This is a genomic window from Armatimonadota bacterium (assembly GCA_013314775.1).
In the GTDB taxonomy this organism is placed as follows: domain Bacteria; phylum Armatimonadota; class Zipacnadia; order Zipacnadales; family JABUFB01; genus JABUFB01.
In genome coordinates this window covers 631,160-655,390 of sequence record JABUFB010000008.1, presented here as the reverse complement: position 1 = coordinate 655,390, position 24,231 = coordinate 631,160, and the positions used below count along the sequence as shown (strand labels likewise).

General features: G+C 63.0%; 14 protein-coding genes. 7 read left to right on the top strand and 7 right to left on the bottom strand.

Going from position 1 to position 24,231, the window contains the following annotated elements:
- Positions 1 to 57: 57 nt before the first annotated feature.
- Positions 58 to 1,530, bottom strand: coding sequence for an MATE family efflux transporter (locus HPY44_09745; GenBank protein ID NSW56287.1), 1,473 nt, complete (start codon positions 1,528 to 1,530; stop codon positions 58 to 60).
- Positions 1,531 to 1,990: 460 nt separating this feature from the next.
- Between HPY44_09745 and HPY44_09740 the strand changes: the two genes are divergently transcribed.
- Positions 1,991 to 2,464, top strand: coding sequence for an Rrf2 family transcriptional regulator (locus HPY44_09740; GenBank protein ID NSW56286.1), 474 nt, complete (start codon positions 1,991 to 1,993; stop codon positions 2,462 to 2,464).
- Positions 2,465 to 2,504: 40 nt separating this feature from the next.
- Here HPY44_09740 and HPY44_09735 read toward each other — a convergent pair whose 3' ends face one another.
- A complete protein-coding gene (locus tag HPY44_09735) occupies positions 2,505 to 3,395 on the bottom strand; it encodes a DUF72 domain-containing protein (protein NSW56285.1) in 891 nt (296 codons plus the stop codon).
- A 1,080-nt stretch (positions 3,396 to 4,475) separates the two neighbouring features.
- On the opposite strand from HPY44_09735, the gene HPY44_09730 reads away from it, so the two are divergent.
- Together HPY44_09730 and HPY44_09725 are read left to right on the top strand one after the other, a co-directional pair.
- Positions 4,476 to 6,755, top strand: coding sequence for a hypothetical protein (locus HPY44_09730; protein NSW56284.1), 2,280 nt, complete (start codon positions 4,476 to 4,478; stop codon positions 6,753 to 6,755).
- Positions 6,756 to 6,827: 72 nt separating this feature from the next.
- A complete protein-coding gene (locus HPY44_09725; protein ID NSW56283.1) occupies positions 6,828 to 7,988 on the top strand; it encodes a hypothetical protein in 1,161 nt (386 codons plus the stop codon).
- A 266-nt stretch (positions 7,989 to 8,254) separates the two neighbouring features.
- Here the strand turns inward: HPY44_09725 and HPY44_09720 are convergent, their stop codons facing one another.
- Positions 8,255 to 10,189, bottom strand: coding sequence for a hypothetical protein (locus HPY44_09720; GenBank protein NSW56282.1), 1,935 nt, complete (start codon positions 10,187 to 10,189; stop codon positions 8,255 to 8,257).
- A gap of 178 nt (positions 10,190 to 10,367) precedes the next feature.
- Here HPY44_09720 and HPY44_09715 point away from each other — a divergent pair, with 178 nt between their 5' ends.
- Positions 10,368 to 13,190 carry a hypothetical protein gene (locus tag HPY44_09715; protein NSW56281.1) on the top strand — a complete coding sequence of 941 codons (2,823 nt, stop codon included), beginning with the start codon at positions 10,368 to 10,370 and terminating at the stop codon, positions 13,188 to 13,190.
- 72 nt (positions 13,191 to 13,262) lie between these two features.
- A complete protein-coding gene (locus HPY44_09710; protein NSW56280.1) occupies positions 13,263 to 14,471 on the top strand; it encodes a hypothetical protein in 1,209 nt (402 codons plus the stop codon).
- A 79-nt stretch (positions 14,472 to 14,550) separates the two neighbouring features.
- On the opposite strand, the gene HPY44_09705 is transcribed toward HPY44_09710, so the two are convergent.
- Positions 14,551 to 17,283, bottom strand: a complete 2,733-nt coding sequence (locus tag HPY44_09705; protein NSW56279.1) for a cation-translocating P-type ATPase — start codon at positions 17,281 to 17,283, stop codon at positions 14,551 to 14,553.
- A 74-nt stretch (positions 17,284 to 17,357) separates the two neighbouring features.
- Positions 17,358 to 19,376, bottom strand: a complete 2,019-nt coding sequence (locus HPY44_09700) for a hypothetical protein (protein ID NSW56278.1) — start codon at positions 19,374 to 19,376, stop codon at positions 17,358 to 17,360.
- 168 nt (positions 19,377 to 19,544) lie between these two features.
- Here HPY44_09700 and HPY44_09695 point away from each other — a divergent pair, with 168 nt between their 5' ends.
- Entirely contained in the window at positions 19,545 to 19,802 is a 258-nt protein-coding gene (locus HPY44_09695) for a hypothetical protein (GenBank protein ID NSW56277.1), read from the top strand.
- Positions 19,803 to 19,824: 22 nt separating this feature from the next.
- On the opposite strand, the gene HPY44_09690 is transcribed toward HPY44_09695, so the two are convergent.
- Both HPY44_09690 and HPY44_09685 read right to left on the bottom strand, forming a co-directional pair.
- Positions 19,825 to 21,192, bottom strand: coding sequence for a hypothetical protein (locus HPY44_09690; protein NSW56276.1), 1,368 nt, complete (start codon positions 21,190 to 21,192; stop codon positions 19,825 to 19,827).
- 26 nt (positions 21,193 to 21,218) lie between these two features.
- Positions 21,219 to 22,406, bottom strand: coding sequence for a hypothetical protein (locus HPY44_09685; protein ID NSW56275.1), 1,188 nt, complete (start codon positions 22,404 to 22,406; stop codon positions 21,219 to 21,221).
- A gap of 170 nt (positions 22,407 to 22,576) precedes the next feature.
- Here HPY44_09685 and HPY44_09680 point away from each other — a divergent pair, with 170 nt between their 5' ends.
- Positions 22,577 to 24,211: a hypothetical protein gene (locus HPY44_09680; protein ID NSW56274.1), complete on the top strand. Its 1,635-nt coding sequence runs from the start codon at positions 22,577 to 22,579 to the stop codon at positions 24,209 to 24,211.
- Positions 24,212 to 24,231: the final 20 nt, after the last annotated feature.

Here is a 24,231-nt window from a genome sequence, read left to right as displayed (position 1 = left end):
GGGCCGACCGTCTCGGTCGGCGGTGTGACTGGGCGCGTTATGGCACCCAGGGGAACGCTACAACACCTCTGCGTCCACCACCGGCGTCTCCGCATGGGGATAGGTGGGGTTCAGGGGCACATGGGGAGCCTCGGTGACGCGCATCGTCTTCCATTTGCCCTGAAGGAACCGCCATAGGAAGAAGAGCGCCAGTACCATGATGAAGGTGGTGAGAGCCGTCCAGGCTGCCCAGACGCTGCCGTCGCCATCCCTGCAAATGAGCCACGTGGGAACGACCATCAGGCCCATGCTCAGGGTTGTCGAAACGACCATGACGAAGAGAGTGTCTCCCGCACCCTTCAACGCGGCGGAGAAGATCAGGTTGATCCCATCCAGCAGTGAGTACAGGGCCACGAAGCGCAGCATGGTCACCGCCATTTCGCACAAGGGCGCGAAATCCTGCGGGTCAGCTTTCGCCCCGAAGGGCAGCAGAAAGACCCGCGGGATCAGCACATACAGGGCGGCGAAGAACGCCATGTAAACAAATGTCAACTGGAATGCCGACCATGTGGCTCGTGCTGCCAGCAGCGGCCGGTTTTCCCCTAGCCGTTGGCCCACAAGCGTTGATGTAGCCACGGCGAACCCAATCATGGGCATGAAAACGATGCCGTTCACCTGGAATGCCAGGTTCGTCGCTCCGAGCTCCGTCACCCCGAGCCGGCCCACCAGCAGGATGAACAGCGACCACCCCAGAATGTCCAGCATGAAATGCAGGCCGCTGGGCGTCCCGAACCGCAGCAGGCGCGCCATGAGGTCGCGGTCCAGCCCGTGCGCCTGCCAAACCCCGAACTCCGCGGCGTGGTTACCGAACAGAAAGAGCCACAGGAACATTGCCGCGCCGATCGCGGAAGCGATCACCGAAGCCCACGCGGCGCCGGCTATACCCATCTCGGGCATGCCCAGTCGGCCGAAAATCATGCCGTAATCCAGCACGCAGTTCACAAGCGTCGCAGCCACGTTGACCAGCATTACCGTGCGCGTCAGCCCGCGTCCTGTGAAAAACGAAGACACCGCCGAAGACAGGATGCCGAAGCCGCCTCCAAACATGAGTATCCGGAAGTACACGCTCTCCAGTTCGCGCAGCTCGGAGGCGTGCCCCGCCAGGTTGAACAGCGGCTCGGACAGGAATGCGAAGGGGATTACCAGCCCCCCCGCGCCGACCGACAGGTAGATCGCCTGCCAGACCGACGCGGCAATGCGCTTGGGCTGCTTCGAGCCGTGGTACTGGGCGACGAATGTGTTGGCATACGACGCAGTGCCAATGAAGAAGCACAGGAGGGTGAAGGATAGCGCACCTGCCGGCAGGGACGCGGCCAGTGCATCCTGGGAGTACCATGACAGGAACATGCGGTTGACAAACTGCTGCACCGTCATCGTGCCGGTGCTCAGAACCAGTGGCCCGGCGAGCGAAAGCACTTCGCCATAGCCGCTGGGGCGGTTCCATCGTTCCCGCAAGATCGCCGGGACTTGCTGCAGTATGTGCTGGGTCATTTCCTGTAGGGCCTTCGCGCAGCTGGAACGGGTTCGACGAAAGCCATTATAGACTGTGGGGCGAATTCGCCAAGGAGACAAAGCCCTCACCACTATGCTTGCGGCCGTCGGGAGAGGGGTGCGTCTCGGTCTCATAAACTTCTGCGCTTCGTCTGATCCTCGACCCGAGCGCTTTGGAGACTCGCGGGTGGGGCTCGTGGAGGGCCTCAGGCCGCTGGTACCAGGGGCTGCAGCCCGCTTCGCGGATTGTGACGTAATTGCAGCGTCCTCTCTTGTTGCCGGGTCGAGCCGAGGAAGGAGAGCAGGCCCCGGCTCGACGGGATGGCTTTGCTTTCAGTGAACGCACCCGTGGAGGGTACGCGCTTGCTCTGCCAGGATGCACCGCCTATAATCCCGCTGTGCATACCGGCAATAAACGCGGACGGGGGCCGCGAGAGGCTCTTGTCGCCGGAGGACGAAAATGGCTTTTATCTCAAGACGCGCGAGTTACGGTCTGCGGACCATGTACCGGCTGGCGGAACGCGCGGAAGAGGGCTCGAATGCGACCATCGCCTGGCTGGCCGAGAACGAAAACCTGCCGCGGAAGTATCTGGAGCAGGTGCTGCGTGATCTGAAGCAGGCCAGACTCGTCGACAGTCGTTCGGGCCCTCGTGGGGGCTGCCGGCTGGCCCGCCCCGCAGAGGAGATCAGCGTGGGGGATGTCATCCGAGCCCTCGACGGAGAGTTGCGGCCTGGCCACTGCCTCGAAGACCCGCACGCGGAGTCAGATGTGGACTGCCCCGGATGCTGGGGGCCCGGCGCGTGCTCATTGCGGGAAGTATGGATTGATCTTCAGAACGCCATGAATCGGATCCTTGACACGGTAAGTATTGCAGACCTGGTGCGAAGGCAAAGGGAACTGAACGGGAAACTGGCTGGCGACTACCAGATATAAGGATCCCGCCGTGTGGCTGGCTGCGAGGGGCGCATCCCGGTCAATCCGCCGGCAGGTCCTCCAGTCGGTCCGCCAGCAACTCTCGCAGGCGCCGGATGGTGAGCGGCGCCGAGCCCTCGAAGTGGTTGTTGACGTTGATCGTGACCTCGACCCCGGCATCCATCAGCTCCCGAGTCATGTCGGCGATGCTCACCAACTCCGCCTCCCGGGGCGACACGAGGGTGCCCCAGTATTTGCCGGTCTCCTTCTCCATGCCTTCGCGGTCCGGACCATGGAGCCGGATCACCACTGCCCGAGAGTTCAGGAGCGGTTCACGCCAGTCGCGGAACACCTGAGCCACAGGGGGCATCCAGTAGCCCTCCAGGAGCACCGGCACCAGCTTTCGTTCCGCCATGAACTCGAAAAGGGGCGCATTGACCCAGTTGGAGTTGCGCGTCTCCAGGGCGTACTCGGGGCCCTGCGGCAATGCGTCCACGAACGCGCCGAAGCGCTTCAGGAACTCAGCCTGACCGCTCATCTTCTTCTTGTTGAGGTACTCGAACTGGAACATCAGGGGACCGAGTGTGTCGCGCATCGGGCCAAGCAAGTCGAGGAACCGGCCGAAGAGCTCCGGCGAGAGGAAATAGGGGTTCTCCACTAACGGATCTGACTTGGACTTGTTGTAGTAGTGGGTTAGCGTGACACTATTGGGGACCTTCACCGTGAATCGGAAGTCGTCGGGAACCGATGCTCTGTACTCGGCCACGTCCGAGGCGGTGGGCAATCTGGGCGCGCTTCCCTCAAAGAGCGACCAGAACCACTGATCCACTTCCACCGTGTCGTATTTCCGCGCGTACTCATGCAGGTAGTTGATGCCCTTCGATGCAGAGTAGACCAGGCCTTCCCAGGAGGGGAATTTCCAGCTGCACGTGCCGATGCGAATTCGTGACACCGTGGCACCTCCAGCGCAGGAGTAGTCAGCAGACCCACCCGGCAGATGGGCGCTTTGGCGGTCATGATTTGGGCGCTGTCGGAGACGTAGCGTGAACCCCTTGAGGCAACTCTTTGTGAAATCCAATTCCAGCGTTGCCTGGCCCAGAGCGGGTCCGAGTCTGTCAATGGGTGCGTTCCTGGAAAAGGACTGGATTCGGTCGCGCCGGGGCCTCATCTCTGTCCTCGGGTGTTCGCGGCAAAAAGATACGACACCGTTACCTTATATCCTGCGAAGCGGGCCGCAGCCCCAGGACAACGTCACCCGAAAACCACCCAAAAGCCCCTGCAGGGGCAGCACAACTGCCCGGCTTATCATCATTTCTGTCGCCCCTCGGGGGCTCAAGCGGTCCGGACTGGGCCGAGTCCACGGGTTCCGTTCCGCTTCGCTCCACTCCACCCGTGGCTGTAGGGTGCCGCCCGCTTCGCGGGCTGTGAGGCAAGAAGCCCGCTGGCGAGATTACAGGACCATCGGGCCGGCGGAACTCATGCCAAACAAAGAGAGCACGATCGCGGCAAGTCCAGACACGCTCCGGAGAACGATAGACGACGCGCAGATGCCTGCAGAACTCAAACATGCCCCGTGTCGCTGCGTCTCTGCGCCGTCGCCATCCCTCCAGCGCGATACGCTTTGCACAGCGCGGGACCATTCTCATCGGCCTGGAAGCGGTCTCTGCAGCACGAAAACGGGGCGTCGCTATCCCTGTGGCCATGAGAGATGGCAGACACCGACCTGCGGCCAAAGACGTGTTTTTCTCCCACGTTGCGCCTGAGTTCCGGACCGAACCCGAGCCGGGACAGACCTCCCGAATCCTTCCGACGCCTGCACGGCCCCCACTGTAATGAGCTGCAACGGATACAGCAAGACCTGTCCACTGCCTGGAAACCTTGCAGCGGCTTTTTCTTCGCATTCCCTGTCAGCGGTTAGTGCCTGCCGAATGAGCCGATGGCCGCAGGAGTGCCCGTGGCCATTGTCGTAAATATATGGCAGTGACGAGGCGTTGACCTATGTAATCACGCAGTCAGGTGGGAGGTGCGTGGCGTGGCCTGGGTCTATCGTCGACGGAATCTGCGCAGTGCGGTCTGCATGACAGTGGTTACAGCAATGTTGTTGCTGGTTGCAGCGCCGGCATTTGCCCAAGGGGGTGGGATTGTGGGGCCCAGCGCCTACGTAGGCCCCCTGAGCATTGCGGATTTCATACGTGGCTGGCGCGCGGCATTGGCAGGCGCCCCGTGGGAGGAGCGGCATGACCTGGATGGCGATGGCACGCCGGGCGCCAATGATGCACGCCTGCTGATTGAATCGTACCTAAGTAGCACGTGGGTACCCGACCGCAATGACCTGATCACCGCCGTTGGGGCGGGTGGACAGGGGTGTGCCGCAGTTCTGAGCCGGGGAAACGGTGTTCCCTGGAGCGAAACGGGCAAGCTCGTTGTGCCGCCGGGAGCACGCGAACTGGTGATAGGCGCTTCGCCCGACTTGCCCAATTCGGACCTGCAGGGTGCGCAGATCAAACTGACTTCGCCGGGCGGCGCCCGCACAGTCACCCTGAGCAATGGCGCGGCGACCTACTCGGGATTCGCCGAACGGAGCCCCGCCGCGCCTGCCACCGACGCGGCTCTGTACAACTACTTTGTGGACATCACCCGTGGGCTGCCCCCGGAGCCGACGGACAGTGACTGGGAGCAACTCATGAACGCATTGGTTCACGGGGACCCTGAGTTGCCCCAACTGTCGGACGCTTTCTGGGCGAGTGCCCAGAGCGCCATGGATCAGTTGGATGGGCTGAGCAATACCGTGCTTACCCACGGGGGGACACTGACCCCGGAGGTCGGTCTGGTCATCAATGGGCCGCAGTCCGGGGAGTGGACGATAGAGGTCAGTTCCGGGCCAAGTGCGGGGCCGTTCGTTGCTACCGTCTGGACTGTACCCGCGACGGACTCCGGGACAGACAATCTTGTACAGGTGGCCGAGGCGATGGCCGCATCAGTGGGGGCGGCTAGCGTCCAGACCCAGAAGAGCTTCTGCACTGGATGCGACCCCGGATGCGAGGCGGACTTTGCGGTCTGGAGAAACCCTCCGGAGTATTCGGCGCAGTGGTTCTATCTGAAAATCTGGGGGACCGTCATCAGCATTATCACGTGGTGGCTTCTACGTGGCTCGTTTACCAAGGTGATTGACATCCTGCTTGCGCGCTACGTCTGGCTGAAGAAGGTATATCCGCTCATTGAGGCCATCATACCGGAGCATGAGTACAAGCTCGGGTCGATCTATCTGATTTCGCGGATCTATTCTCTCATCCTCAAGCAATGGCCCAAAGTGGAGGCGCTCATCCTGCGTCTTCTCTATTCCACCGGCTTTGACCCGTTGCTCAAATGGGGTACACGCTGGAATCAGATATGCTATATCGGTCTGAGTATCCCCGGAGTGCCGATCTGGCTGGCGGGGGTGGTGTGGGATGGGCCCTTCGTGATCGAGATGGGGAAACAGCGACTCATGCTGATGATCGGAGCAAATCCGCTTCGGATGTCGATCCTGCCGGACCATTGGGGACGCCAGGAACGCAGCGATACCGTCAAGTCAGGGAACTGGGACCTCTGGCCAAGCAACCTCTTGATTATGGACCCCCGAGCCACGAGCAAGTCCCAATGCCTGATCGAGTGCCCCGAAGACCCTATCGACGATGAGGGTACTCTCACGCTCACCATCAATGACCAACCTGCGAAGGCCGAGTTCCCTGTGGAGATCGTGGAGGCCTGCGAAGAGCCGGGTCCCGGCTTCATCGTCTACACTCCACACCGGACGGGGGAGTATGCGGTCTACGGGGCGGCATCATACAGTGAGCTTGCAGAGCCATCTACCTGGGCCGAAGCGGACGCAGTCGCCGCCAGTCCCGGTTTGTATGGCTACGTGTTCCTGGGCAAGTCGAAATGCTCGAAGGCTTTCCCGGAGGGTTATTTCCGCTATCTCATCATGCCGACAGGCGACAAGGAAGTCCACATTGACGCCCTGTACAAGTCCAGCGTAGGCTGGTACTGGTCTGCATACTACTGGGCGGACGAGCCGTGGAAACTGGACCTCATCACTCACTACTCGAAGTTTGGTACGCCGGGCTGGCGCGCGGTCACGGGGACACGTGACGGCAATGCCTGTTCGTACGCCCCTGGAGGGTATCTCAATCTGCTGGGGCAGTGCTGGTGCCAGGACGAAGACGGCCCCTGCGAGTGCCAGAAGTGCGGCGGCACGGCGAATCTTGGGCAGATCTGGGCGCCGGCTGTGCTTGGTCCAAACACCCCTGCGTGGTCGGCGGGACAGGAGTGAGTGAGTATCCGCTGGAATGTGCACGCCCCCACTGTGTGGGGGAACACTCTGCCGTGGAAAGCGAGACCGAGAATGTTCGTGAACCCAGCCGCCCTGCTGGTGTCCGTCGTGGTGCTCTTCGCCGTCTGTACAGCTGCCGATTGCGACACGGGAAGGGTGTCCTTCCCGGACTTCGAGGGCATCGCGAGTTTGCAGGTGGAGAGCACTTTCTTCGGAGCGAAAGCCGCGGTGGACCGGCCTCTCACTGATGACCAGCCCGCCTATGACTACAGCGCCCATCTCATCCGGGACGGCGAGGTGTTGCGCTTGTTTTCGGGCGGTCGTTGGCTGAGGCGCGGACCCCAGGGCGGCGACGGGGACCACACGCTGCAGCACATTTCGACCACCGGCGCGCCGGGAACCTGGAAGATGCCCCACGACCGGCCTGAGTTCTGGCAGGGCGGCGAGGAGGGCAAGGGTGACACGTGGTTCGCCAACAACTACCTGGAGCCTGAGGTCATCAGGGTCGGCGATACGTATTACATGTTCACCCAGGTCGAAATTGATCCCGGGCAGCCCATTGACATCCCCGGCCGGCGCGCCGAGACCCAGTGCGACCGCATCCAGCTTCACACAAGCACGGATGCCCTGAACTGGCAGCGGTGGTCGCAGGAGCGCGGGGTCATCGTGGGACTGGACGACCCGACACGGACCAATCTTCACCACCAGGAAGTCATTTACGTTCCGTGGGACGCGGACGGCAGACCGTGGTGGATGTACGTGGCGGCGAACGTTGCGGGGCAGTGGCAGGGTTACTGCCGCATCCGATCAGCCGACCCGACCACCTTCGATTGGCAGCAGCGCGAGTCGGGCGTGTGGTTCGCACAGCTTGGAAACCAGACTGGGTATCTCAAGCAGGCTCCCGGCGGCCCGCTGTTTCTACGCATCACCTTCACCGGAACGGACGACGGGCGCACCGTTCCCACTTTTCAGTTTTCACGAGACGGGGTGAAGTGGATGTGGGGTGAGCCCGGACCGGCGAAACTGGCCGGCAGCGACGATCCGGACTACCCCAATTGTTACTTCCTCGGGATCGAGACCATCAGGGGTACCGGTGAACTGGAGTACCTGGGAAACAATAAGTGGCGCGCGCTCTACGTGGCCACGACCTGCAAGACGCCGGTCGCGCCGGAGATCTTCCATTCGGAGATCGGGTTGGGAGCGGTGACCATCGAGATCACCCCGAAGCCGTGAGCGGACGAGAGAGAATCATCGCCGCGCGGGGAAGGACGGCTGCTGATGTCCTGCCGTCTGTGTCCTTGGACCGCGTGAGGTGGACGTCTCGCCCGCCGCCGTCTCTGTGCGCTCGTGACCCTGGTTGGACCAGGGAATATGGGAACTCCTGTCCATGCGTCCTGCCGGACGCTTAGGTCTGAAGGGCGCGTAAGTCGAGCGTCCCGCTCGACAACCGGCCGGGACGGTCGGCCTACGCGATGGTGCATGCCGTATCTGTCCTCCTCTCACTGCTGGAAGCTATACAGACTCCTCCCTGTGAGCCAACCAATGACAGGCCAGATGGTGCCGCTGCAATAGTCGCCCAGCAACAGCCCCACGAAGAAGGGGACGAAACGCATGTAGCCGCGCTGTCCGCCGTAATGCAGCAGCGCGGTCTTGGCGACCCACGCCAGCAACATGGGGCACCAGGAGACCGACATGGAGTAGCTCCCCGCAATCGCAAAGCCCAGCGGATGCAGAGGCCACCAGATGTACTGGATCGTCATGCGGTGCAACACTGCGGCGAAAAGCAGCCCCGCGCCTGCGCCGCCAACTGAGCCAAAGTTGGGCCCGGCGGGGTTATTGAGCCAGCCCCGGAGGCGGTTGAAGGCCTCGAACCCGAACCAGGTGACATGCCCCGCCATCTTCGCCTCCGCGCCCTTGTGGTACCCGAAGTAGACCAGGGCGACGAAGGTGCTGATTACCCCGAGTACCCCACCTATCACCACCCCGGAGACCATCGGCCGCTCGCTGAACCCCTGACGGCGGGCCATGCAGAAGCCCTCGAGCATGTGGGGCATCGGGTGGCTGCGGTAGGCCCGGTTGAACCAGTAGAACCAGGTGATCAGGTTGAGGTTCTGCGTGCCCAGGGACCGGGTCCCGATCATGATCGGCAGCATGTGATCCGGCCCCCCTGCGTGCAGATCGTGGGCAGGTGGGCCGAGTTCGGCGCGCATTCTGGTGACCGATAGCGAGATCAGCCAGTAGATTATCCAGGCAACCGCCGCAAGCCAGATGGACATCCCTGTGTGCACGAAGAATCCCACGAGAGCGACAAATCCAAGGATCGCGCCCGAGATGGCCAGGCGCCGGTGGAAGACTTCGCTGGGAGTGTTGCCCTCCGAAGCCGGCGCGAACACTCGGGCGACGGATTCGGCGATGTACCGTCTCGCCAGCCACAGCCCGAATATCGCCACGTACATGTAAGCGCCGAAACATTGTTCATTGATGTACGGTGCAAGCGAGTCATACCCCAGCCAGCCAGTGGCCGAAGCCATGATCCGCTCCGCTTTGAAGAGCCAGAAGAAGAACCAGGTGGAGAACAGCAGGTCGGGCGGCAAGAGATACCCCAGGCCAATGGCGAAGGGATAGAAGGAGATAGGGGTCCAGCCCACCGCGTTCCACGGGCGGCCGCTGAAGTAAGGGGCGAGATCCCGGAGTTTCACCCAGATCGTGGGGATCGCCGGCCAGATCATGTGCAGCCCGTTGATCAGGCTGATGAACACGGAAATCGACACCCCCAGCCAGAATAATGAGCCGGAGAAGATGCCGTGGCCGCCGTGGGCGATCTGGACGGGGATAAAGGTGATCGGGTAACTGAGGCGCTCCTGATTGATCCAGCGCGTGCGCAGGAGAGCAGCCATGCAAAGCATCACCCACAGCATCACCAGCAAGACGATCCCCCACACAGAGAGCGCAGGCAGCCACGCAAGGAGCGTCTCGCGCCGCCAGAAATTGTGGGGTGCGCCCTCGTGCCAGTACTTCAGGGCGTCGGTGTCGGTGACGCTGAACCAGGTGGGGATGTAGGGCATGATCTCGTCGGCATAAGGCCGGCCGGCCGAAAGGTCATCGTACCGGTACACGTGGGTGACCATGGGGACCAGCACATCGATCATGTCGATGGCGTCCACCGCCGAAGCGATGCAGAGCATGGTGTAGATGACCAGCAGTTCGGCGGGGTTCAGCTTCCAGCGCGGCGCGATGCGTCCCAGGGAGGCGTTGAGCAGGCTGAGCACAACGAGCAGCAGGACGACGTTGGAGAACAGAGAGAACGTGGTGGGGAACGGTCCGCCGCCGATGCCCGGGTTGTACTGGGTCGCCATTTCCATCTGGGCAATCCAGATGCAATTGAGCGGCACCAGGATGGCGCCCAGAATCAGGGCATGGCCACGGACGCGCATGGCAGCTCAGGCATTCCTCGCACTGGAGTGGGAGAGCGGGACTGGGCCGGCAGGTATCTCTCGCACAGATTCGCCATAAGAAACGAGGCGCCCTCTGTGTGACGCGAAGGGAGCTAAGCTCCGGCGGCGAATTCCCTTCCAAAGGAGCCCGCGAATAACCGGTAAGGAGGCGTCCCGCATGATCCGCTGCCTGACCGTCCTTTCGATGCTCTTGCTCGTGTGTGGGCCCATGGCTGACGAAGTCACGATCGTCGAGGACTTCGAGACCGAAACCTCTCTTTCCAACTGGCAGATTGTTGCGGGCAAAGCCGCTCTCGTCACCGAGGGGGCAACCCACGGTCAACGGGCGATGGAAGTCACTTTCGACCCCGCGGCGGAGTACAGCCCTGGCTATCTCTACTGGAACCGAGTGCCTGCCGACTGGTCGCCATATGACGCGCTGATCCTGGACGTGACCAACCCGGGTGATGTCCCGATGCCCGGCTATCTCCTGGTTGCGGACAAGGCCTGGGAAGACAAGAACCGCAGCTACTGGAACCGGCACAATTCCAATACCACCTTCCCCCCGGGCAAGTCGGAGTGGGTGATCCCGGTAAACGGGCTGTTCCGGGGTGAAGCGGGCAGCAGGAACAATGACATCGCGCGCAATATAGACACGGATTCCATCGTGCGCCTGGACTTCGGTTTCGGGGCGAAGGGTGCAGCGGGCCGGGTGCTCATCGATAACCTGCGCTTCGTGCAGCAGGACCGTCCCAGAAACGTCTGGGCCTTCGACTTCGGGCCGCCGAATCAGCCGGTGATGTTGGGCTGGACGCCGGTGGCCCATGACACCGTGTACTCGAAGGAACGCGGGTTCGGCTGGGGTCCCCAGGGCGGCAACCCGTGGGCCGGAGCGGCGCGAGACACTACCTTCGGCACCAGCCTGATCCAGGACTTCTGCGAGGCCGGCGGATACCGGTTCCAGGTGGATGTGCCGCCGGGCAGGTATCGGGTGACTATTCTCTATGAGAACTCCGGCTACTGGGGCGGAGAGCAGGCGAAGCACACTAACCGTGCAGTGTACGCCAATAATCGCCTGGCGTGGACCCAAAATCGCCCGGACGGACCCGCCCATCCCCTTTATCGTTTTGAGCTCGTGGAGCCCGTCGGCGTGGACATCTGGGACACGTACATGGCGGGAGAACTTGCGCAGCAAGGCGTGTTCGAGGCAGACGTGGCAGGGAGCGGCTTGAATCTGCGCTTCGAATCCGACATTACCTTCGGGAGCAAGATCGCCGCGATTGCCCTGGCCCAGGTGGACGATGAGAAGGCGCTGGGCTGGATCGACGCACAACTCGAGACTGTCGCAGCCGAATTCCGCCGGAAGGCTGCTCTCCTTGACCCGCCCGCGCCTGACTACACCGCGCCGGCGGAGTGGGCAGAGATTGGTCTGGTGGCCTGGCCGGTGGGCATTGAGGCCCAGATCAAGCCGGGCAGCGTCCCGCCGGATGATGTCGCATCCCCCGGAGAGTTGAGCATCAGCCGACTTGCCGTGCGCGGTGAGTACGAGCCATTCTGCCTCGCGGTCAGGCCGCTGCAGGACCTCGGCGCGTGCAGCGTGGCCCTCGAACCCTTCTCGGGCCCCTCTCAGTTGGACGCGGATGTGCGGATGGCCTGGTACAATACCAGCCGAGGTTTCGGAGACATCGCCTACCACGTAGAGCCGCACACGCTGCGACAGACATCAGTTGCGAAGTTGCCGAAGGGCATCACGCGAGAGTTCATCGTGACCGTACGAGTGGCCGAAGATGCGCAATCGGGCAACTATTCGGCTGCGCTGAGCTTCTCGGACCCCGGAGGCAAACTGCTGCTCCGGGTGCCGCTGTCCCTGCGTGTAAGCCCGGTTGCGTTGTCCCGCGACACCCCCTATCTGATGGGGTTCTTTGGTCTCGAACCGCCCGATCTCATCCCCGCGAAGAAGCGCCGGGCAGTGCTGGATGAGACGCTGACGCTCCTTGCGGAGTATGGCATGAACGCCGTCTCCGGCGGCCCGGACATCATCCTCACCGGCTGGCAGAACGGGAAACCCACCGTCGACCTGAACGCCGCGGATGACTTTTTCGCGCAGCTCGCCGACCACGGATTCACGAAAGGCATCAACGGCTACGGCGGCCTGCGCTTCCGGAACTTGCACGAGAGATACGTGAAGGGCGCCATGGGTGAGAAGGTGGAGCAGGACAGTGGGTTGCCGTACGAGGAGGCGCTCATGCGTGCGTGGGAGGTGGTGGATCAGCACGCGCGAGACAATGACTGGCCCACCATCTTCTACTCCATGTGTGATGAGACCCGGGTTCGCGAGCAGGCGGAGGATGAGCTGGAGTTCATGAAGATGCTCGAGAAAGTGAGTGCTGCTTTTCCGGAGACTCTGCGGACCAGCGGTGCGTACAGCGTTCACTTCAACACCCGGCCCGAGAACCCGGAGGACATGCTCTACTGGCATCAGCGGTTCTTCGAGCACCTCGACGTGAGCAATCTGAACAACCATGATGCCTCGGTGATGGCAGAGGCTGAGAAGCTCGGGAAAGACATCCACATCTACAACCAGGGACGGGACCGCTACTCCTTCGGCCTGTATCAGTGGAGCGAGTTCCGCAAGGGCGTGAAGGCCCGCTGGCAGTGGCATCTCAACGTGCTGCACGGCTACCAGTTCTTCGACCTGGACGGTCGCGAGCCGGATACCGCCATGATCTGCTACGGCCGCGAGCAGATCTACCCGACGATTCACTTCGCCCGCTGCCGCGAGGGTGCCGAGGACTTCTACCTGTACAATGCGCTCCAGCGAGCAGTGGACCAGGCCACAGGCGACGGGAAGCAGACCGTCGCGGTGGCCCGCGCCTCCGAACTGCTGAAGTCCCTGGAGGCAGGCGTCAAGTTGAACCAGCGTCGCGCACCCGACGGATACGATGCGGATGCAGTGAAGCGCCGGGTAATCGAAGCCCTGGAAGCCCTTGCCGGGGGATAGGGAACCGCCAGAAGGCCATCGAAACTTCCTGGCGAAAAGAGTATGACACACAAAGATGGCGGGAGGTCCCCCATGCGTCCGACTGTGTTCGTTCTGGCCCTGTTAGCAGGCCTGCTGGCGTCCTGCACTGCCCAGACGCTTCTCACCAGCTTCGAAGACGTTACCGACTGGAAAGCGGCAGGTGGCGCAGTATTCGAAAAATCCGACGATGCCCACGAGGGTGCGGCGTCGATCAAGGTGACCATGCCGGGCCAGGTCTCGGGGAAGATCATCTCCGGCTATCCACCCGCGGAATTCGACAAGTGCGACGGGGTGAGCTTCTGGGCGAAAGGCGACGGTTCCGATCAGTGGGGCTGCATCGCGTTGTACGGGGACGGCTCCAACGCGTCCTACCGCTACTGCTACTTCTTTCCGTTGGCCCAGACCGAATGGCGCAAGTATGAGGTGACCTGGGACCAGTGGATTCCGGAGGGAGCCTTCGAACCTATCGGTGCCCCGGGGTCGTTGCCGCCAAGCGGGATCAACTGGGTCCGACTGGGCACGCGCTGGACCATTGGCCACAACAACGCACCGATCCCATCGCATACCTACTGGGTGGACGAACTGCGGATCGAGGAATCACTGCCGGAGCATGAGCCGCCGCCTGCTTCCGCTCCCCTTACGAGCGTGATCGCCAAATTGCGCGCGAAGCAGCCTGTGTTCATCCTGTGCATGGGCGACTCCATCACTGCGGGGACGGGGCTCCCGGACAGAGACAATCAGCGCTATGCCACGCTGCTCCAGGCAATGCTCCGGGAGCGGCTGGGATATGACGCGATCGTGGTGATCAGCCGTGCGGTGGGTGGAGCGAGGCTCACCGATGCCCGCTCGTGGGTGAACCGCGATTTCCAGGGGCCCGCGCCGGACCTCGTGACCACGCTATACGGGTACAACGACAAGTCCGGGCAATTCTCGGCGGAGCAGTTCGCGGATTCACTGGAGGATTACTACCGGCGGATCTGCGCCCTCACCCGGGGGGCAACGGCGATTCTGCCGCTGACCACCATTCCCGGCGCAGGGCCGCGCTTCACAATGATGGATGACTTCGCCCAGGCTGTGCGCGATGTGGCAGCCGCGCGGGGGATCGAGTGTCTGGACCTCGCCGCGGCGCTCAAGGCTACCGGGCGCGATGGCTACCTGGCCTACATGGGCGACATGGCCCATCCAAACCCGGAGGGCCACGCGCTCATGGCGCGGGTCATCGCCGATTTCCTGGTGGCGAGGGTGCAGGAGGTCCAGTAGAGAACCGTTCCTGACTTGCCACGAAGGGCAAGCCGCGTGGGCAGAGGGGCTCCTACTGCGGCTCGCCCTGCGTTCACGACTAGCCGGGCTGCGCTTCCTGTTCAGCCCCTCGCCCCAGCGCACCGTGGAGCAGTTTCTGCAGTTCAGCGAACACAAACACCAGCAGGGCCACGCCGAAGCACAAACCGAGTTCGCTAGACGACAGAGGGACCGTCTGGAACATAGCCCCCAGGAAGGGCACGTAAACAATCACCAGTTGAGCGATCACGCTGATAGCCCCCGCAGCGATCATGTGCGGGTTCGAAAAGAAGCCGATACGCATGATGAGCTGCCGTTCGGAACGGCAGGCCACGCAGTTGGCGATTTGCGCCAGAGCGAGGGTGGTGAATGCGATGGTCCGCTGATGCGCCAGGTCTGTTCCCATCCGCATCACGGCGAGTACCCCCGCCGCCATGAAGATCCCGTTGAACAGGATGTCCCGCAGCATGTCTCGTGTGATCAGCCCCTGGCGCGGGTCTCGAGGCTTGCGCTGCATAATGTCCTGCGCCCCGGGTTCGAACCCCAGCGCAAGCGCGGGCAGGCCGTCGGTCACCAGGTTGATCCACAGTATTTGCAGGGCGAGAAGCGGCACGGGCCACCCCAGCAGGAGTGCCGTCAGCATCGTGAGGATTTCCGCGAGGTTCGTATTGAGCAGGAAGCGCAGAAACTTGCGCATGTTGTCGAAGATGATCCGGCCCTCGCGCACTGCGGCAACGATGGTGGCGAAGTTGTCATCGGCCAGTACAAGTCTGGATGCTTCGCGCGAGACATCCGTCCCCACGACGCCCATGGCGACACCGATGTCCGCTTCGCGCAGAGCCGGCGCATCATTCACGCCGTCGCCGGTCATCGCGACGATGTGGCCGTGTGACTGGAAAGCATCCACAAGCCGCAATTTGTGTTCTGGAGTGACTCGGGCATAGACCGCGACTTCTTCGACTACCTCCTCAAGCTCACCGGGCTCCAGGGCGTCGAGCTCCCGGCCGTCCATAGACCGGTCTCCATGCTCCATAATGCCGAGTTCCTTGGCGATTGCCTCTGCCGTCAACCGGTGATCGCCTGTGATCATCACCGGCCTGATGCCGGCACTCCGGCACTGAGCCACCGCCTCCCGCGCTTCCTGACGAGGCGGATCAATCATGCCTACCAGGCCGAGGTAAGTGAGATTACGATCCAGCGGCTCGGACCGGTCTCCCCGGCGCTCAGCGAAAGCCAGCACCCGTCGCCCGTTGGACGCGAGTTGAGCCACGCGCTCGAGAATCTCCTGGCGCCTTTCCTCATCCAGCGGTGCGCTCTCGCCGTTGGAAAGCCGATGGGTGCACAGTTCAACGAGCACTTCCGGCGATCCCTTCACCATAACCACCGGCTCGCCATCAATCTCGTGAAGCGTCGCCATGCGTTTGGTTTCGGACTCGAATGGCACTTCGTCCAGCCGCGGGTACTGGGATCGCAGGGCTTCCGGGGATAGCCCTGCTTTCATGGCCACCGTCAGCAGGGCGCCTTCTGTCGGGTCTCCGACGATCGGACAGCTATCCGGGCTTTCCCCATTTTCCTGTACAGCGGCGTCGTTGCACAGCACACCCGCAAGCAGCAGGCGGCGAAGAGCCTCTGACATCTCCCCTGAATCGCCGTCCGCCGTCTTGATCTCACTTTCCGGGACACAGCCGACGCCGGTCACTTTCCACGCACCGCTATCGGTAATGATGTTGGTCACGGTCATCTCATTGCGTGTGAGAGTGCCCGTCTTGTCACTGCAGATGACCGTTACTGCACCCAGGCCCTCCACTGCCGGCAGTGAGCGCACCAGGGCATTGCGGGCGGCCATGCGGCGAGCGCCGATGGCAAGGGCGATGGTGACAACCGCCGGCAGCCCTTCGGGGATCGCGGCAACGGCCAGTGCAACCGCGGTCACCAGCATCTCAGAGAGCGGCTCCCCCCGCAGAAGACCGATTCCGAGGATCACTGCGCACAGCACGAGCGCCCACAGCGCAAGGGTTTTGCCCAATTCAGCAAGGCGTCGCTGAAGCGGAGTCGCGGTTTCCTCGGTGGTCTGCAGCATGTTCGCGATGGCGCCCAGTTCCGTGTTCATGCCCGTCGCCACGATCAGCGCCTCACCGCGCCCGTACACCACGGCGGTCCCGCGGTAGACCATGTTCCTGCGCTCGGCCAAAGGCACGTCCTCTTCAGTCAATACTTTGTCGGTCTTGTCCACAGGCTCTGATTCGCCGGTCAGCGCTGCTTCGTCGACTCGCAAGTTCGAGGCCTCGAGGATCCGCGCGTCCGCGGGCGCGAAATCGCCTGCCTGGAGCAGGATCACATCCCCGGGCACCACTTTTGTCGCTGCGACGGTCTCCTCCTGACCGCCACGCCGCACCCGGACTTGCGGCACCGACAGCTTTCGCAGGGCTTGCATCGACTGGTCGGCCCGATACTCCTGGACGAACCCGATCACACCATTGAGAACCAGGATGATTCCGATGACTATGGCGTCGCCAATGCCGTGAATGACGGCCGACAGTGCGGCGGCGACAATAAGCACCACCACCAGGGGGCTGGTGAACTGCTCAGCCAGAATCAGCAGTGGGCTTCGTCGACCCCTCTCCACCAGCTCGTTCGGACCATACTCCTGCAGCCGCTTCTCAGCTTCCGCGGCACTGAGACCCTCATTGAGGGAGACAGCCAGCTTTTCGGCAAGCTCGTCGGGCGTGAGTGTATGCCAGGGCGTGGCCGGCTGCCGCTCCGGTGCCGGGTTTGGCTCCTTCGTGGAAACCACTCTGACCAACTCCAGATTGCAGAACAGATGCTGAATGCTATCGATAGCGTTCTCGGCCCTACGCGCTCGCGAACTCAGTCGGGCAGTCTGCGCAGGGCGATGGCGTCGAACCAAAGGGCCCAGTGTCTGTCCGGGGTATCTCGCCGGGCCGTAAGCTTCAGGCGGAAAGTGTGCGCGCCGGGAGCAAGATCCACGGTGCCCAGCGTGCTGAGACCCTCTGGGGCGCCGGGGATGCCATGGGTCACCGGCAGAGCCTTGTCGGCGAGGTGCTGTTCGCCTCCGTCGATCTGCCAGACGAAGGGTGACAATGACCGCGGCGCGGCCAGTCGCCCCAGACCGTTGCCGGCGAAGAGTACCTCATACCGTCCTGCTGCAGGAACCGTCAGGTCCAGCTCAACATAGTACCCTTCCGGTCCTGGATCGACATCACTCCAGATGTCCAGGGTCCGGCCTTCGGAGAAACCGGTGTGGTTGTTGACCCCAAATCCCGCGCTTTTCTTTGCGCTCTCAGCCTCGAACACCATGACATCTTCCGCTATGCCCAGGCTCGAGCGAGTAATCTCGATGGCCCGCGCGCCGTTGATGAAAAGCGGCCCGGAGAGGGCAAGCGTCCCCCGACCACCCTGAATTTCCAGGGGCTTTGATCGCCCGAGTATGTCGGTCACGAGCACCGGTTCCTCGGGCCGCAGCGGCGTGACACTTAGTGTGACCTCATTGGCAATCGTGAACAGCTTGCCTGCAACGTCGTGACGGGTAAAGGCCGCGATACGCTCCTCGCCGCGCTGGAAGAAGTGGACGTCGTAGCCGGGGACGCTGCCGTCGCGGCCGGCCCAGGTGCTGTCGCCGATGCAATGCGTGCCCACAGAGAACCATATCGCCGGCTCGCGCGGGGTCAGGTCGAGGTTCACGAGCAATCGGAAGGCTTCGTAGCCGATGTTGATGTGGCAGAACTTGATGGAATGCTCGATGCCGCCGGCCATGTTGCGCACGGGTACCTCCGACCGTTCCTCGGAGTTCCAGATGGGCAGGTTGAGTTTGTGTTTCGCAAGCAGCGCCTTCCAGCCGTCGATCCAGCCCGGGTTCTCGTCCGTGTAGTGTACCGTCAGGATGTCAATCGCTTGGCCCATGCCCAGGTTGAAGCACTTGTCGGCGAAGTCATGCCCTCCCACGAAGCCGGCGGCGGCAATCTTTGCCCCCGGATTTCCCCGACGCAGTCCAGCGGCGGTGCGCTTCACATGCTCTGCGAATTCCTCGACCGTCCCGGTCCAGTAGGCGTTAGGCAGGTTCGCCTCGTTCCAGATCTCCCAGACCGGAATCTCTTCGGCGAAGTCACGCGCCAGCTTCTCCATCAACTGCTCCCACAGGGCATAGTCCGCGGGTTTCACGCGGTTGTAGACGGGGCCGGCATCGCCCGACGGAGTGGTGTCGTCGGGCCGCGACGACAGCTCGCGCGGGCATTGGGCGACTTCCCCGAGTATCAGCAGACCCTCATCCCGCAATGCCTTGACCATCAGCTTCGCATCAGACCAGTCCGCGCTCGCCTGCGGGTTTTCGCCCTGGGTGATGGTGATCTTGCCGAAGATGTGAGCCCAGAAGTTGAACCGCACCCAGGATGCGCCCAGCATCCGGATGTTCCGGGCGATGTCCTGATAGCTCTCGCTGCGCGACTTGCCTTCCCACGTGCGCGGGATATAGAAGATTCCCCAGTGGGAGGTCTCAGACACCGGGTGAGGGGGGAACACAACCCCCAGGCTCTTCTCATCCCGGGCCTGCTCATCCCCGCGCCGGGCCTCGACCGTCACCGTGTACAGGCCGCGCCCGGGCAACTCGAGGGGCAACCGTGCTTCGCCCGCTCCGTCACGAATCGGCTCGACGCTCACCTCGCCCTGCACCTGCCAGGGGCCCTGGGCTTCGCGCACCGTGTATCGGACAGGTACCGGAGCATCAAGGCCAGTCAGTCGCACACGCACGTCCACCGGCTCTGAGTCGGTGAAGGTCAGCCCGGCGCGGGGAGAGACGACCTCGGTGGTCAGCGGGGCAGCGCTGGACACGGCGCACGTGAAAAGGACCAAGATGGCAAAAGGGGTCGGCATCGAAACCACAATCTTTCTGTAGACGGTGACCTGCGCGATTACGCGATCCGCACACCAATTCCGTTACTTGAGGGCGTAGACCTTTCGGGCGAGCCTTCCGCGCCGGTGCGCGGGACGGGATTTCCTGGTCTACGGCCGCATGTGGCGCCCGGCGGAAGTATTCTGCCCGTGCGCGAGTGGGAATTCGCCGGGAAACAGCACTCCGTCCCCGCTGTGGCCCATTGCGCGTGGCAGGCCCCGGACGGGCGGCATGCAGTCACCCTCGCCGACTGGACCCCGGAACCGCGCGAGGTGACAGTACGGGACGCGAGACTGGGCAGCGCTCCGGTGCTGAGTGTCTGCATCCGCACGAACGAGGAACGGCGCGTCATCGGTGACAGCGTAACACTGCCGCCGCTGAGTTGCGCGGTGCTCTGTTCGGCCTGACCGACCGGTCTGCGGCGCAGGCCTACGGGCTGTAATAGTTCCAGGTCATCTTGCTGCGGCGATAGTGAGGCAGTGTCCACAGGCGCGGGGCATCCGGGTTCGGATTCGGCTGCGGATTGGCATAGATGTGGAGTTCATCGCCACTCCAGACGATGATCTCCTCGCGCCAGTCGCCCGTGATGTCCGCCACGTAGAGCCGGTCAGCCTTCTCGGGCAGGCGCAGCAGGAACCTGCCGCCCACGGGATCGAAGATACACACGTCCCCGGACTCGTGGCGCTCCTTGGCGCAAGCGTACTTGCGATCCTCGCCGGTCCAGTGGATGCCGTGGATCACCTCCACGCCGCGCAGCGTCCAGTCCTGCGGTGCCACGTCATCCATCTTGTACTCCGAGTGCAGCTTGCCTTCGGCGTCGAACACGAAAGGCGTCTGGTGCTCGTTGTAACGGCTGCGGCACCAGACCTGGATGTCGTCGCGTCCCGCCACGAACCGCCCGATGGCCGCGTTCTGGGGCTCCTGATGCCGGTGGTGCGTCTCCCAGATCAACCCGGACCTGCCCACCAGGAACACCCGGTTCTGCCGCCCCTCTTCCAGCATCACGACTTCGAGACCCGGCAGGTCGGGGCGCACGTCCGCGACAAAGACCGAGTCGATATGCCCGTCTACGGGGACCTTCGCCAGAAGCGTCCCATCGGGCCCCAGTATCGTCGCTCCCAGGATCTCGTCGCGCCCGTCTCCGTCAATGTCTGCGATGCGCGCGCCGTTGTGAGCGCAGGAGACGAAATCGTCGCGCTTCCACAGCGGCTCGTCCTTCCCATCCCGCAGGGACTCAACCGCATGGACTGCCACGTACCGCCCCATCCGGTAGCCTTTCTGGTTGGTGGCCTGAACGAGCAGGTCGTGGTCGCCCTCCCCCCGGAAGTTGCCGATTACCGCAAGTTCCCACTTCTCGGCACCCTCCGGCGGAACAAGCTTCGCCGACCATTTCTCGTCGCCGGTTGCGCCATTGAGAACGTGCAGGGTGCTCTGGCGGTCGAAGAAGACCACCTCGGTCTGCCCATCGCCGTCGATGTCGCCGGCCTGCAGGCCGGGTCCGTGGTGTCCGGGAAGCCCCTCCGACTCTGACTGGCCACCTACGCAGACGTCAATCTGCTTGGACCACAGTCTCCGGCCATCAGTCGCATACGCGCCCACATATCCGGGCGCGCTCACCAGCAGGTCCATCGCGCCGTCGTCGTTGACGTCTGCAGCGATGAGGCCGCCCGCGCTGTTCTCGGGCGCCCGGACGTCCAGTGGAATCACGCTCTTCGTCGCTTCAAAATCCGCCATCGCCGTCGAGCCTCCCAGCAATGCGCCAATCACCAGCAGAATCTCGACCCTTGCAGTCATCATCTTTCCTCCGATCCACCATCTTCGCATCAGTGCGGCACAACTCGCACATTCTGAATTGTCACGTCCCGCAGGAACTCCGGCCCGGGAGCGACGAATACCGCGCTGTCTGCAGCGCCCTGGTGCAGTACATCGGTGATGACCGAGTCGCACAGCGACCCGCCAATGAGCACCGCATACTGCGCCCTGCTCAGTACTCTCGTCACCATGACCCGGTAGGTGTCCCCGAGAGGCGCGACCCCGCCGCCATAGCCGCTGTCTCCGATTTTCAGAGCCGCCTTGCAGCGCAGGCCCGGTGGCGAAGTATCCATGAGCCCGTCGATCAAAATATCGTGCATGCGCACGCCCGATGTGTTGAGTAGACGGACGATATGGTGCCCTCCCTGGCAGTACCCGCGCACGTTTCGTATGATCACGTGCCGGATGTCGTCCAGCCCGTCGCCGCGGTCGCGGGTGGAGCTCACCATGGTGCTCCCGGTGCTGCCCGCTTCGGACTGCCCGGGAATCGCGGTGAGAGCCACCAGATCATCCCCGCTGTGTCCGGTCACATTCTCGATCAAAATGTCGTGGCAACCCATGCGCAGGTCGATCCCGTCCTGGTTGAGGATGGTCGCCTGTTCCCCGTCGATCAAGGTGTGTTCGGTGGATGCGAAGTCCAGGTCTCGCAGCGTGCCGTGAGAGCAGCGTTCCAGGGAGATGGCCCAACAATGGGTGTCACGCATGTGCAGGCCTTGGATGCTGAAGTTTTCGACGCAGGCCATGAGGATGCCGATGTTGCGCCAGTCCCCGGTCTGACTCTCGCCTGCGACCCCGGCATCCGTGCCGTAGGTGCGCTCTCCCAGCCTCTTGCCGCTGTCGCCTGTGGCCCTGGGATGGTCCGCGCCTTCGAGCACCACATTGCCCAGTCCTCGAATGCGGATGTCCCGCACGGGTGCAATCTCGCGGATCCCCAGGCCGCAGTTGGCGCTGCGGATCATGTTGTCCCGGCAGCGGTCCGAGAGTTTGAGATGGCAGTTGTCCAGCTCCAGCACCGTCCCGCTCTCCACCAGGATCGCCGAATCCAGGAGCCAGGTATTCCGTGGCCCATCCTTTGCCTCATTCCGCCGCGGGATCACCGCGCGCCTGCCGGAGTCTGCAGCGGCGCGGATGGCCTGGTTGATGCGTTCAGAATCCGACCCCTGGAACTCGTTGGGGGTGACAATGAACCGGCTGCCCATGAATCTGGTTCCTCTCGAGTTATCCCGCAAGTCGGTGCGCGCGTGTCCCACGAAAGTTCCATGCACCCGGCCTTCGGCCCTTCCCTGAGAGGTGACTGCTGCCAGAAGACGAACTGCCAGGGTGCCTGTGGATATAAGCCCTGCACTCCGGCGCGAGGTGGATGTCAGGTATGTCGGCAGAAATCGCACAACGCCGCGCTGAGTACGTCGACTGGATAGTCGAACATTTCAGCGCGCTTGAGCCACACATGCATCCCGCGGATGGGCGGCGCTGGGCGCTGAACCACGCGCGTCTCCTGCGCGGCCATGACCTGGACGATGCGAACCGGTACTTCGAGTCCTTCGAGGTAACCCGCGACAGCGACATCTTCTTCATCCGCTTTTTGCGGACGCTCCTGGACACAAGGGGCTTGGGGCGCCTGTCAGCTGCAGGAGAGGGCCGCATCCTGTCCGTCCTCAGAGATTGGCCGCGCAATGACCTGAGTTCCGTGGCGAAGTGGCCGCCAGCCCACACCGAGAACCACGACCTGATGCACCTGACCATCGGCCTGTTCTCGCGGCACGAGGTTGGCGAAGACACCTCCGGTCAGGTCGCCCAGATCATGCAGGCGCTGCGCTGGCGATTCGAGCGCGGGTTCATCGAGTGGAACTCGGCCTGCTACCAGTTCCACTACTCCAACCCGCTGATCATTTTGGCCGACTATGCGCCGGATGAGCCATTGCGGCGCTGCGCAGACGCGCTGCTCAACGTGCTGCTAGCCGAACGTGCGGCACTTGGCGTGCGGGGCTTTCTGGGTGGTCCGTCCTTCCGCTGCCGAACCGCCGACGCCAAAGATTCACCGAACGCCCGGAAGGTCGCTTATCTCGAAGACCCGCGCTATGATGCCTTCCTGCCCACGGTATGGCTGGCTTTCGGTCTCGGCGAACCGCGCTTCGACTTCACGACGTCGCGCGTGGAAGGACTCGAGCCCGCGACCGTGGAGTATGCCAGCGGGAACGAGCCTCGCCTGAAACAGGATGAGGGAATGTTCTTCGCCTGCAGCGATTTCGTCCCGCACCCGCTGGTGGCCGCTTTGGCCGCAGAATCATTGACGCGATCCGAACTGGTGTACCGGGGCCGGAGATACCTGGGCTGGCCCGGGGCCGAACATGGCGAGACCCACTGGGAGAGCCAGAAGTGGATGCCCGGGGCCATCAACTACTACAACACGCCCCACGTCTCAATGGGCTCGATTCACTCGGACGGCTGGATCTGCCAAAGTCGGTACAGCAAAGTCTTTTTCGCTGCAGACCCATCGCAGGGCCTGCGAGTGGAGATGATCCTGCCCGGCGTACCCCCTCACAAGCGCCGATATGAAGCGCGCGGGCGCGTGGTGCAGCACCGCAACTGGCTTCTCGGGCAAGGCACTCTTTTCGAGGACGGCGGCATCACTGCGCGGAGTGTGGGCGGCTGGAACCTGTATGCGGTGGGCGCCGGCCTTTGCGCCCATTTCGCGCTGCCTGACTCGTACCACGTGCTACAGGCGTCCGATCTTGACCAGCACCCGAGCGAAGAGGCTTTCCTGCAGGCGCTGAGGCCGCCGGTGATGACAGGCGGGCAAGTTCGGGCAACCTTGCTGAACGCCGACAGCGTTTGCGTCGACCTGTCCGACATGAGCATAGCGATCAACGGCGTGCCGCGGCCCCACCCGCCGGCGATGCTCCACGACTGCGAGGCCCTCCGATCCGAGTATGGCAGCGGGGAGATCACGATCCACACTGGACAGGGCTCAGTGACATTCACACCGGACGGGCCCCGGGACTGAACTCAATCGTCCGACGGAAG

Coding starts and splice junctions, on each gene's coding strand:
- HPY44_09745 (NSW56287.1), bottom strand. CDS start 1,530: ATGACCCAGCACATACTGCAGCAAGTCCCGGCGATCTTGCGGGAACGA.
- HPY44_09740 (NSW56286.1), top strand. CDS start 1,991: ATGGCTTTTATCTCAAGACGCGCGAGTTACGGTCTGCGGACCATGTAC.
- HPY44_09725 (NSW56283.1), top strand. CDS start 6,828: ATGTTCGTGAACCCAGCCGCCCTGCTGGTGTCCGTCGTGGTGCTCTTC.
- HPY44_09720 (NSW56282.1), bottom strand. CDS start 10,189: ATGCGCGTCCGTGGCCATGCCCTGATTCTGGGCGCCATCCTGGTGCCG.
- HPY44_09715 (NSW56281.1), top strand. CDS start 10,368: ATGATCCGCTGCCTGACCGTCCTTTCGATGCTCTTGCTCGTGTGTGGG.
- HPY44_09710 (NSW56280.1), top strand. CDS start 13,263: ATGCGTCCGACTGTGTTCGTTCTGGCCCTGTTAGCAGGCCTGCTGGCG.
- HPY44_09700 (NSW56278.1), bottom strand. CDS start 19,376: ATGCCGACCCCTTTTGCCATCTTGGTCCTTTTCACGTGCGCCGTGTCC.
- HPY44_09690 (NSW56276.1), bottom strand. CDS start 21,192: ATGATGACTGCAAGGGTCGAGATTCTGCTGGTGATTGGCGCATTGCTG.
- HPY44_09685 (NSW56275.1), bottom strand. CDS start 22,406: ATGGGCAGCCGGTTCATTGTCACCCCCAACGAGTTCCAGGGGTCGGAT.
- HPY44_09680 (NSW56274.1), top strand. CDS start 22,577: ATGTCGGCAGAAATCGCACAACGCCGCGCTGAGTACGTCGACTGGATA.